The organism is Runella limosa DSM 17973 (assembly GCF_000482465.1).
GTDB classification, from domain to species: Bacteria; Bacteroidota; Bacteroidia; order Cytophagales; family Spirosomataceae; genus Runella; species Runella limosa.
This window is the reverse complement of sequence record NZ_AXVJ01000063.1, coordinates 58,379-69,531: the sequence shown is the minus strand read 5'-3', so window position 1 is coordinate 69,531 and position 11,153 is coordinate 58,379. Positions and strand designations below refer to the sequence as shown.

The window sequence follows — 11,153 nt, the reverse complement described above, 5'->3', positions numbered from 1 at the left end:
CCACATAAGGGACGTTGTAGACGACGACGTTGATAGGCTGCAAGTGTAAAGGTGGTGACATCAAAGCTGAGCAGTACTAATTGCCCAATAGCTTCTTTGTAAATACAGTTTTTATGAATAATTCTCTGCCAATGTCAATTGCTTATTGGAAAGACGAAAATAGCTAAAGATATTGATGAAGGTTACAGGTTGGGTTCGGAGTCGCGAACGACTTCACCTCTTGTAAATCCGAATCAGAAAGCCTTGATGGTGGTTACAGGGTGGGTGTTCACCTCTTCCCATTCCGAACAGAGAAGTTAAGCCCCACTCCGCCGATGATACTGCAATAAAATGTGGGAAAGTAGGTAGCCGCCACAATATTATAAACCTGCCTCCGAGTTACTCGGGGGCAGTCTTTTTCGGGATGTAGCGTAGTCCGGTCATCGCGCCTGGTTTGGGACCAGGAGGTCGCAAGTTCGAATCTTGCCATCCCGACAAAAAGCCTTCCAATACTGGGAGGCTTTTTGCTTTTTAGAACGTTTATCATTCAGGAATCTCCATCCGAATCCGCCAATCTTTGGGTAAGTAATTGTTCACCCGATTACCTAAACCCTTCACCCAGCCTAATCCTTGACCTTGGTAAGTCACAAGTACCCAACCACGGGGAGCATCCACCGACAAATTTTCCTTCTTTAAAAACACCAATGCTTCGTTTTCGGTTAGCTCAAGTCGAGAAATATCTGATGACAAAGCCGTGCTTAACGCGAGGGCGTGCGACGGAATAAAATCATTTCCCTTAAACTCGCCCATTTCAAGTCCCAATCCTTTGGCCGAAAGGGTATTGTCCAAAATCCGAATGTCGTTTAATTGGCTGTCCAAAAACGCGATTACTTCCCCGTTGGGTTTGACAAACAAATGAAAATTATCGGGTTGTTCGAGCCATTTACGGGCTTCAGGAAGTTGTTTTGCGGTCAAACGTTTGCACGATCGAAATCCTTCTTCTTTACCTCTTCTGGGCAAAGTATCATAGCGCTGGGCCGAACGATACGCATGAGGCTTTTCAAACACCGAAAAAAAGAAACCTTCTCCTTTGACTCGATGCGGATAACATTGGTATCCAATGGGTTTTTCTACTACTCCCCACTCAGCGGGTACGTTAATTTTGACTTCTTCCATGCCCTTTTCCCGTAGCCATTGGCCTGTGCCTTGGTTTTCGTCGTCGTTGTAGGTACAGGTACAGTACAACAAAATCCCGCCAGGAGTAAGCAAAGGCAAGGCTGCGTCCACGATTCGTTTCTGGCGACCCGCACATACTTGTACACTTCCTTCCGACCACTCGTTGATGGCCGCAGGGTCTTTGCGAAAAAGACCTTCTCCAGAACAAGGGGCATCTATTAAAATAACGTCAAAAAACGACTCTAATTTTCCTAAATCTTCGGGGTCATGGTTACTCACGTGGACGTTGGGTGAACCCCATTTTTGCACGTTTTCTTTCAAAATCATCACCCTACTTTTTATCACTTCGTTGGCCAGCACCAAACTATCGGGATGAAGTAAAGAGGTCAATAGGGTGGTTTTTCCGCCAGGGGCCGCACATAAATCCAGCACACGAAGCGGTTTGGCCACGTTAGCCACTTGGGGCAGTACGTGTCCAATCAACATCGACGAGGCTTCTTGTACGTAATATGCCCCCGCGTGAAAAAGTGGGTCGAGCGTAAAAACAGGACGTTGTTCCAAATACCTTCCTTCCAAACACCAAGGAATAGGTGTAGTTTGGGACGCAGGAGCGGTGGCTTTTCTAGGATTGTAGCGAATACTGACGGGCGGCGCTGCTTGTAAAGCGGTTTCAAACGCAGTATAATCGTTACCAAGTTGGGCTTGTAGTTGTTGTATAAATGGAACGGGAAGTTGCATATTTTACGATAAAACGGTTTATTGTTTACTCACCTCCTCATAAAGTGCCGAAAGTTGGGCTGCAATGGTTGGGGCGGAAAATTGTTTTAAGTGTGTTTGACCGTCGGCCACAAGTTGGGCGCGCAGAGGCTCATCGTTCCAGAGGCGTTGAAGGTGAGCGGCCAGTTCGGTAACGTCGTCGGGGGCAGCGTACAAAGCGCCTTTGCCACCTGCTTCTTCTAGACACGAACCCGTAGCTGCTACCACGGGCACACCGCTGTGAAGCGCTTCGACGATGGGAATACCAAAACCTTCAAATACTGAAGGGTACGCAAATATCCGAGCCAAGCGATACAGAACGGGTAAGTCAGAAAACGGAACGTTGTTAAAGATTCGTACCTGGGTCGAGAGTTGGTGCTGCGTTAGGTAGCGTTCAATTTCGGCTTGGTACGCCGTTTTACCTCCAACCAAAATCAATTCTGAACCCTCCAGGGAAGCTTCGGCAAATGCCTTGACCAATTGACCTTGGTTTTTGCGGGTTTCAATCGTGCCGACGCACAAGACAAATGGGCGAGTTAGGTTGTATTTTTGTTGAACTTCGTTGTAAGACGAGGCCGAAATGGAGTTGTTAGCGTGAAAAACATCGTGACAATCTTGGTAAATGACCTTGATTTTATCGGGCGAAGTACCGTAAAAATCGACGATGTCTCGTTTGGTTTGTTCACTCACGGCTACAATGCAGTCGGCTTCGGCGCAGGCTTTTTTGAACTTACGTTGGTAAAAAAAACGGTCGATGGCGGGGTATAAATGCGGGTAACGTAAAAAAATCAGGTCGTGAATTGTAACGACAGATTTGATGTTGCCTAACCCCTGAGGAAGCTCATTGCTGAGTCCGTGAAAAAGTTGAATGTTATCTCGTTGTACATCAGACACCACCCCATAACTTCGCCACCAAGCGCCGTACAGGGCATTGGACGACGCAGGCGTGCGGATGAGCGACGTGGGAAATTCGTCGAACAGTCCCGATTTTATTTTGGGCGTATAGGCCGTGTAGGTGTGCGTAGGGGCAAAAGTGCGCAGTGCATTGAGCACAAAGCGACTGTAATTGCCCAAGCCCGTTCGGTTATTAAACGCCCTTTTGGCATCAAATCCAATCCGCATCAGTGTTTTTTGGGGTCTGGTTTGTGAATATGAGGTACTTCCTGCAAGTCGATAAGCTCATTGCAGTGGGGGCAGCGGGCATATTTGCGGCCTTTGTCGCGGCGAATTTGTTCCATAAAACCCGAAGCAACAATACCCGTCGGCAGGGCAAAAAGCGCGATACCAAGCATTAGGACAACACCCCCAAATAATTTTCCTGCGGCCGTAACGGGGTACATGTCGCCATAACCCGTGGTGGTCATCGTAATTACGCCCCACCAAAGGGTGGCAGGAATGCTTTTGAAGCGTTCGGGTTGGGCGTTGTGTTCCAAGTAATACATCACACTCGACGAAATGACGAGGGTAAAAACAATGAACGACAAACAAATCAGCAGTTCTTCTTTGGTTTCGTAGAAGACGTTTCGAATCATTTTGAGGGCACGAGAATAACGCGATACCCGAAACAATCGGAATAACCGAAAGACGCGTAAAATACGAATGATGCCAAAGTCGGAGGTAAGGAGGGTGAAATAAAAGGGAAAAATCCCTAGAAAATCGACAATGGCCCAAAACGAAAAAATAAACTGCAAACGCCCCCGCCAATCGCTTCGGTACCGAGGATTTTCGACGCACGACCAAATTCGCAGGAAGTATTCGATGGTGAAAATACCAACGGAAAAAATCTCGAAATACTGAAAAAGTTGTTCGTAGAGGCGATTGTGGCGGATTTCTGGGACGGTGTGCAGGACAATGGCCAGGGAATTGAGCACAATGACCGACACCAAACCGATGTTGATGTACAAGTTCAGCCCGCGTCGCCCACTAGCAGAAAACTCAAGGGTATTGTAAACTCGTTTGCGGAAAGTCACGGTTAGCGCAGTTTTTCCACAAAAATAACAAGAAGTTGCATCTTGTGCTGTCTATTTGACGAAAGATGGCGCGAGGTTGTGCCTCGTGCCGTTTATTCGTAGGCTTCCAGCCTGTTATGTGAAGATGGCTAGAAGCCTGTGAATGGTAAGCAGGATGTTCGCGCTATCGGGACTAAGTTTCAATATGTTTTTCATTTGAGTAAAATTTAAAAGTGATAACTAATCATAAATGCTGCTATTCCATTTAGTTTAAGTGCTACCCCTGAGGATTCTTCAATAAAGAGGTTAACGGGTTGTAGATTGTAATCTACTTCTCCCGTCTCGCGCCGTGTCAAACCATATGTTAAAGACAACGAACTTTCAGCAGACAAAGAGAGTCGATGATTTAAAAAGAATTTACCTCCGATTACCCCTGCGACACCTGCCGCAATGTGTCGGTAATAGTTTCGTACAAGGGTAGGATTTGATTGGTTAATACCTAAGCCTATGTTAGTACCACCAAGTTCATAAATAAATCTGAAGTCACTTCCGTAATAAAACAGAAATTTACCAAACTGTCTTCGCTTTTCTATTCCTAAATCAAAGGAGGCATTTAAACGATTAGTACCTCCAATATTTGGAAAAGTTTTATTTTTCGTGTTGTAAAACTCTGGTGCTGTTCGAAAACGAATGGCTTTAGTTTTATCTTTCAAACTTTTTTTTACCATTACACCAACTTTGATAGGTGTATCAAAAAAAGGCCTGATATCTAACCCAATTTCCCAATCGTGAAGCTTAATTTCTTTATCTACAGACTCCTGCGCCTTAAGTTCACTCCCAAACCCAAGGATTAAAAACGAAAGAAAGAAAATAGTGTTTTTCAAAATGTTAGGAGCTGTCACTGCAAACGGCTTGCAGTGGCGTGATTTTTTTGGGAGCGTTTTCATGGTTTGAAATGGTAGATTTAGATAAAGAATGAATGGATTATGCCTGATGGCGCGAGGTTTTGCCTCGTGCCGCTTATTCGTAGGCTTCCAGCCTGTCATGTGAAGATGGCTAGAAGCCTGTGAATGGTGAGCACGAGCAGGATGCTCGCGCTATCGAGAATGATGCCCACTATTGCGAATAACTACTTAAAAAAATGCGCCAACAGTTACAAAAAGCCCGTTCAAATAAGTTTTTCGCCCTGTTGTTTGAGTGGCAATGGGTTTAAAATAATTGAGAAGTCCGAAAGCATACTCTAATTCGATAATCGTTTCTAAGCGCTTGGAAAGTTTGGGTCGGTATTGTCCTACGAATTGCCCGCCAACATTCATTTTTTTGTAAGTTTGATAACTTGAAACGGAGATACTTTCGCCATTAGGATAAGTGGTAACGATTCTATCTTTCAGCAATCGCTCTGTCGAAATACCTGCCCCGAAAAATAAGGGAAGCTGTAGTTTTATAGGACGTAAATACGTCAAAGATACGCCGATAAAGTCTAATTGGGCGTAAGCTTGATAAGTCTGTCCATTGAATATAGTGGGAGAATATTTGTCACCGAAAGAACGATAGCTGAGTTTGTATGATAGTTGATTTTTGGGTGAAAGCATTTGATTTAATCGAAGGGAGGCGCTTGGCCGAAGAAGGGGCTTATAACCCCCAGAACGTACATTGGTATAGCCATATCCCAGACCTAATCCTATTTTTAAGCGAGCTGGTTTGTCCGAAAATGAGGATGTTGCGCCGTGAAATTTTGCCGAATCTTGAGCGATTGTTATGATTGAACAGAGCAGTAGTGCGAGACTTAATAATAATATCTTTACCCTATTTTTAAGCGTTTGGTTTGAGATTATTTTCATTTGAGTAAAATTTAAAAGTGATAACTAATCATTAAAATTGAAATACCATTTAAGTGAGTAGCTAATCCTGAGCTTTTTTCAACAAAAAGGTTGATTGGCTTTAAATTTGTATCCACTTGCCCAGATTCTCGCTTCCGCCATCCATAAATAGCTGATAAACAACTTTCAGCAGATATAGAGATTCTGTGGTTCAAGAAATATTTACCCCCTATAAAAGCTCCGATACCAAGTGTAGCGAATCTATCGCGATTCTTTGAAAGAACGGAGGGAGTATTAACTCCTACAGCTACACCAACATTTGTTGATACTAACTCATACCCGAACTTTACATCGCCACCATAGTAGAATGAAAATTTACCATATTGATTGCGCTTTTCTAAGCCAATATCAAAGGCGGTGCTGATAAGGTTAACTCCGTCCCCTTTACCACTCCGAAATGACGAATTATGGATAGTACTATATAACTCAGAGGCTCCACGAAAGCGGAGTGCACTGTTAGTTGTACCTAATGTTTTTTTTACCATTAAACTGTATAAGGAGGTTGATTTTATTAATGGCAAAATATCCAACCCAATTTCCCAATCGTGAGGCTTAATTTCTTTATCTACAGACTCCTGTGCCCTGAGTTCACTCCCAAACCCAAGGATTAAAAATGAAAGGAAGAAAATAGTGTTTTTCAAAAAAGAAATGGTGGTTTTAGTGGTGCCTACTTGCTTGTGGGCGTTTGGGCGGTGGCCGTCGTTGTACAACGGTACAATGTTAGGAGCTGTCACTGCAAACGGCTTGCAGTGGCGTGATTTTTTTTGGAACGTTTTCATGGTTTGAAGTAGTAGATTTTGATAAAAAATAAATGGGAATAGTGTTGAGATAACGTTGAAAATGACAATCCAAATATCTTAGTTTGTAGTTGTAATTGCAATATTTTAATATAAAATAAAACAAATAAGCGGCACAAGGTCTTGCCTCGTGCCGCTTATTTTTAGGTTTTCAGCTTGTTATTTTCGTTCAAAAACCTTTTCGCCCGCTACGTAGGTTTTGTTCACTTTTAGCTCACGGAGCTCGTTGGCGGGGGCGGTCATCAAGTCTTTTTCAAGGATAACAAAGTCAGCAGCTTTGCCTTTTTCGATGCTGCCGAGGCGATTTTCTTCAAAATTACCGTAGGCCGACCAAATCGTCATACCGCGCAGCGTTTGCTCACGCGTCAGTGCATTTTCTGCTTGATAGCCTCCCGCAGGAAAGCCCTTGGCATCTTGCCGATACACGGCCGAATGGAAGGTATAAAAAGGCGACACGGCTTCCACGGGAAAGTCGGTGCCCAACGCAATTTTCTGATTTTGTTCCATCAAAGTTTTGAAAATATACCCATTTTTTTCGCGGTCTTTGCCCAAACGCTGCCCTGCCCAGTACATGTCGGAGGTAGCGTGCGTAGGTTGGGCAGAAGGTAAAATCGAATAATCGGCAAATTTCGCCACATCGGCCGCGTCCACGATTTGGGCGTGTTCAATCCGCCAACGGCGGTTGTTTTTGCCTTTCAAATATTTAGCGTAGAGGTTTAGCATCAAGCGGTTAGATGAATCCCCGATGCAGTGTGTATTGGCCTGAAACTCGCTATTGGCCAATTGAGAAATCCATTTTTCAAGCTCGGTAGGACTAAAAAGCAGAAAACCCGTTGTTTCGGGGGCGTCGCTGTAAGGTTTGAGCAAACAAGCTCCGCGCGATCCCAACGCGCCATCGGCATAAATCTTAAACGAACGAACGTTCAGTCGGTCGGAGACATAAATGCCCTTTTTGAGCATCTTTTCGATGTTTTCTTGACTCACGCTCACCATCGGATACAATCTAATTTTGAGCGTTCCAGCTTTTTGAAGGCTATCAATGTGGTCGATAATATCAGGCGATAACCCCGCGTCGCCGACGTTGGTGAGGCCGTATTGAAAACACATCGCCTGCGCTTTCAAGAGTTTCGACGTAATATCTTCTTTGGTGGGGGTGGGGTTGAGCGCACGCACAAGCTGCTGGGCACGGTCGATGAGCACGCCCGTCGGTTGTCCATTTTTTAGAACCACCAAGCCACCTTCTGCCTTTGTTTCGGCGGTGATTTTGGCCAATTGTAAAGCTTTAGAGTTGACCCAACCCGCGTGCCCGTCGATGCGCGTCAAATAGACAGGGTTGTTGGGGAATGCTTTGTCTAGGATGTCTTTGGTCGGAAATTCCTTCACAGGCCAATCGTTTTGATCCCAGCCACGGCCAATAATCCACACGGCTTCAGGGTGATCGGCTTGGTATTTTTTGAGGTGTTCGACAATTTCTTCGGGCGACTGCGTGTCCACCAAATCGGCTTGGTCGAGCATTTGGCCGAGGCCGTAGAAGTGGGCGTGGGCGTCGTATAGGCCAGGGTAAACGGGTTTGCCTTGGGCATCGACGAGGGAGTCGGACTGGAATTGAGAAAAGACCGTGGCCGAATCTCCCACGGCCACAAATTTGCCATCTTTAACGGCAAAAGCGGAGGCTTTGGAGAAGGTCGAATCGACGGTATAGACCGCTGCATTATAAACAATTAGGTCGGCTTTCTTTTGGCCTGAACATGCCGCTAAAAAGGCGGCACAGAGCGCGTAAAAGTAGTTTTTCATCGTGTCAGGGTTAAACTGTGCCTAAAGCTACGCTTTAAAAAGCTATTTTTGAAGCAGTGCGAAAGTTTTATCGCAATCCATTAAACGAACTTTCGGCCATTTCTGTTATCGAAAGAATGGCAGTTTGCCCTACATATAAAGCCCACTAATTTCGTTTTTGCTGGTATGAAATACTTTTTTCTTGCGTTCCCCATCGTTTTTTGTTTATCGTTGGATTCGTCTTCCCAAGAGCTAATGACGCTCGAAAACGCCGTTTCTACCGCACTCGAAAAAAGTTATTCCATTAAAGTTGTCCAAAGCCGTGAGGCCATTGCCCATAATGACAACACCCGAGGAAATGCGGGTATGCTGCCCGTGGTATCGGGAACGGCCCTCCAAAACTTTACCCATAATAGCATTAACCAATCGTTTTTTAATAATATCCGTGAGCCGCTGGTGCAGAGTGGGATTGACAACCGCAACAACAACGCGGGGGTGACCATGGTGTGGACGCTTTACGACGGAATGGGGATGTTTGCCGCCGCCGACCGTTTGAAAGAGTTTGAAAAGTTGGGGAAAACCAACGTCCAAATTGCGGTTCAAAACACAGTTTCGCAGGTGGCAAATGCGTATTATGAAATCATTCGCCAAAAACAACGCCTTAAAGCACTCCAAAATGCGTTGGATATTTCGGCGACGCGCCAAGAGCTTGCCAAGGCAAATTATGAAGTAGGAACAACGTCAAAATCGGAATACTTGGCCGCGCAGGTGGACTACAACCAAGACCAAGCGGCGGTGTTGGCGCAGCAGCAGGTGATTCAAAATGCCAATGTAAACCTGAATGCCTTGCTTTTTCGTGATTTTGAAACCAAGTTTTCGGTCATGGATACCATCGTTTTTCGTAATGATTTGTCGTTGGCTGATTTGAAACAAAAACTGACCGAAAACCCCAACTTGCTGGCGGCAGCTCAAAGCCGTACCTTGGCAAAAATCAACGAAAAAGAAGTTAAATCAACCAAATACCCGCAGGTGGATTTGGTGACGGGTTATAATTATACTTCGTTCAATAACGAAGCGGGTTTTGGAGCCCAAAAAGGGCAGTCGCGGGTGTTAAACTACGGCCTTCGCCTGAACGTTCCGATTTATGACGGTTACAACCAACGCCGCCGTGAGCAAAACGCTAAAGTCAACACCATCATTACTGAATACCAAGAAGCAGATTTGAAAAACCAGCTGTTATCGGCTTTAGAAAGGACTTACAACAGTTATCAAAATAGTTTGCAACTGTTTGGTTTTGAGGAAAAAAACCTAAAAATAGCCCGTCAAAACGTGGACTTGGCCTTTGAACGTTACAAGTTTGGAAATTCGACGGCCATTGAATTTCGCGAAGCACAACGTAACGCCGTTGCCACGGAATCACGCTTGATTGAAGCCGCTTTCAACGTCAAACTCGCCGAAATCGAACTCCTCCGCCTCAGCAGCTCTATTGTGAGCGAAGTGAAGTAATGCAAACCTAAGTTGGGTTGTGAGCAACCCAACGCACGAGTCTTAAGCGATTAATCTGTGTTCATCTGCGGCTTTAAATCTGTGCCAATCTGCGGGTAAAACTTTAAATAAACGCAGCTAGCAGCTATCTCTCAATGTTTACTAAAACGATTCTTAAACGCTAGGAATGGCGTTTCGAAATAGCGGTACGACAATGCTGATACGCCAATGGTAAGCAAGGCAGAAAGAGGATACAGAATCAGGTTGAAGGTAAGCACGGACAGCGTATCCCCAAACGTCCACTGAATGAGGTGGATACTGGCGACGATAAAAGCCGTTTGGTAAATATAAATCCCGTACGAAATCTTGCCCAAATACGAAATCCAGTTGTATTCTAGGTTGACAATGGAGGCGGGATTGCTCGATACATTGAGGATAAAATAGCCAAAAAACAGCCCGTAAAACTCTAAATTAAGGCTGCTCACATGCACGCCCGCGATGAGGCAAACCAATAAAATAGCATACACCACAAGCTGCACATCTTTACGAAAAAGCAGTTGCAGCAGCTTTTCTTTTTGGTAATAGACCAACGCCGCACAGAGTCCGCCCGTCATCAAAGTAATGATTCGAAATTGACTGAAGAAGAAACGCGCAATTTCAGGCACGTTGTTTGCATACTGCGTATGACCAACCCAATTGTAATAAATGTAAAAGACGGCGAAGGTCCCGAAACAAAAGATAAAGACAGTGATAATGAGTCGTTTCCAGCTAAAATCTTTGACAATCCAAGGCCAAAGGTAGTAAAACTGCTCCTCGACACCGATGGACCAGGTTTGAGCCGCTAGGTAGGGCGCGTTGTAGAGGATAAAACCAATGTTGGGTAAAACGAGTAAGAAAAGCGATAACCGCCGAAAAACGTTTTGTGTCATAAACGACACCTCGTTGTTGGGCGCTACAAAAAGCGAAATGTGGGGAAAGACAAAAAACGAAAGCAACACAATCAGAAAATAAAGTGGCCAAATCCGTAAAATCCGTCTTATGTAGAAGTTACGGGTATTGATGAACCCAAATCGGCCTTTTTCGTGTAGCAGCAAATAGGTGATAAGGAAGCCACTAAGTACGAAAAATAAATCGACACCCAATTTCCCCATGCTCTTAATGAGGTGATTGTCGTAAAAATTCGGAACTTTGAAAACCTCTTTCACTTGTTCAATGTGGTGAATCAAAACCGAAAAGGCGGCAATAAAACGAACCCCGTTGAGGTTAGGAAAATAGACTGAAGTGGAAACTTTGCTCAAGAGGATAATCTTTTTTGGTTTTTGAGTGTAACAATACTACGCTCAGAACGGCAAAATTAG

Annotated in this window: 9 protein-coding genes, 1 tRNA gene and 2 rRNA genes; 4 read left to right on the top strand and 8 right to left on the bottom strand. The window is 44.7% G+C overall.

Going from position 1 to position 11,153, the window contains the following annotated elements; all coding sequences use genetic code 11:
- The 3 genes from K339_RS0107505 to K339_RS0107495 form a co-directional block, all read left to right on the top strand.
- Positions 1-101 (top strand): 23S ribosomal RNA (locus K339_RS0107505); the annotation flags it as partial.
- Positions 102-245: 144 nt separating this feature from the next.
- Positions 246-357 (top strand): 5S ribosomal RNA (rrf, locus tag K339_RS0107500).
- A 42-nt stretch (positions 358-399) separates the two neighbouring features.
- Positions 400-474, top strand: a tRNA-Pro gene (locus tag K339_RS0107495).
- Positions 475-522: 48 nt separating this feature from the next.
- Here K339_RS0107495 and K339_RS0107490 read toward each other — a convergent pair.
- The 7 genes from K339_RS0107490 to K339_RS0107460 form a co-directional block, all read right to left on the bottom strand.
- Positions 523-1,893, bottom strand: a complete 1,371-nt coding sequence (locus tag K339_RS0107490) for a methyltransferase RsmF C-terminal domain-like protein (protein ID WP_028523058.1) — start codon at positions 1,891-1,893, stop codon at positions 523-525.
- Positions 1,894-1,911: 18 nt separating this feature from the next.
- Complete coding sequence (locus tag K339_RS0107485) at positions 1,912-3,033, bottom strand: glycosyltransferase family 4 protein (protein WP_028523057.1); 1,122 nt, start codon at positions 3,031-3,033, stop codon at positions 1,912-1,914.
- Positions 3,033-3,881, bottom strand: coding sequence for an ion transporter (locus K339_RS32865; protein ID WP_037299555.1), 849 nt, complete (start codon positions 3,879-3,881; stop codon positions 3,033-3,035). The genes K339_RS0107485 and K339_RS32865 overlap by 1 nt, the downstream gene beginning before the upstream one ends.
- Before the next feature lie 206 nt (positions 3,882-4,087).
- Entirely contained in the window at positions 4,088-4,807 is a 720-nt protein-coding gene (locus K339_RS0107475) for a hypothetical protein (protein WP_028523056.1), read from the bottom strand.
- A gap of 186 nt (positions 4,808-4,993) precedes the next feature.
- Positions 4,994-5,701: a hypothetical protein gene (locus K339_RS37025; protein ID WP_157607510.1), complete on the bottom strand. Its 708-nt coding sequence runs from the start codon at positions 5,699-5,701 to the stop codon at positions 4,994-4,996.
- Between the two features lie 11 nt (positions 5,702-5,712).
- The gene (locus K339_RS0107465; RefSeq protein ID WP_028523054.1) at positions 5,713-6,519 is read right to left on the bottom strand and encodes a hypothetical protein; all 807 of its coding nucleotides are present in this window, start codon (positions 6,517-6,519) and stop codon (positions 5,713-5,715) included.
- A gap of 177 nt (positions 6,520-6,696) precedes the next feature.
- Positions 6,697-8,331 (bottom strand): amidohydrolase, encoded by a 1,635-nt coding sequence (locus K339_RS0107460; RefSeq protein ID WP_028523053.1) that lies wholly within the window; start codon positions 8,329-8,331, stop codon positions 6,697-6,699.
- Between the two features lie 165 nt (positions 8,332-8,496).
- On the opposite strand from K339_RS0107460, the gene K339_RS0107455 reads away from it, so the two are divergent.
- A complete protein-coding gene (locus tag K339_RS0107455; RefSeq protein WP_028523052.1) occupies positions 8,497-9,816 on the top strand; it encodes a TolC family protein in 1,320 nt (439 codons plus the stop codon).
- A 131-nt stretch (positions 9,817-9,947) separates the two neighbouring features.
- On the opposite strand, the gene K339_RS0107450 is transcribed toward K339_RS0107455, so the two are convergent.
- Positions 9,948-11,093 carry an acyltransferase family protein gene (locus tag K339_RS0107450; protein WP_037299552.1) on the bottom strand — a complete coding sequence of 382 codons (1,146 nt, stop codon included), beginning with the start codon at positions 11,091-11,093 and terminating at the stop codon, positions 9,948-9,950.
- Positions 11,094-11,153: the final 60 nt, after the last annotated feature.

Excerpts from the sequence above, each read along its gene's own strand:
- K339_RS0107490 (WP_028523058.1), bottom strand. The coding sequence starts at position 1,893 with ATGCAACTTCCCGTTCCATTTATACAACAACTACAAGCCCAACTTGGT.
- K339_RS0107485 (WP_028523057.1), bottom strand. The coding sequence starts at position 3,033 with ATGCGGATTGGATTTGATGCCAAAAGGGCGTTTAATAACCGAACGGGC.
- K339_RS0107475 (WP_028523056.1), bottom strand. The coding sequence starts at position 4,807 with ATGAAAACGCTCCCAAAAAAATCACGCCACTGCAAGCCGTTTGCAGTG.
- K339_RS37025 (WP_157607510.1), bottom strand. The coding sequence starts at position 5,701 with ATGAAAATAATCTCAAACCAAACGCTTAAAAATAGGGTAAAGATATTA.
- K339_RS0107465 (WP_028523054.1), bottom strand. The coding sequence starts at position 6,519 with ATGAAAACGTTCCAAAAAAAATCACGCCACTGCAAGCCGTTTGCAGTG.
- K339_RS0107460 (WP_028523053.1), bottom strand. The coding sequence starts at position 8,331 with ATGAAAAACTACTTTTACGCGCTCTGTGCCGCCTTTTTAGCGGCATGT.
- K339_RS0107455 (WP_028523052.1), top strand. The coding sequence starts at position 8,497 with ATGAAATACTTTTTTCTTGCGTTCCCCATCGTTTTTTGTTTATCGTTG.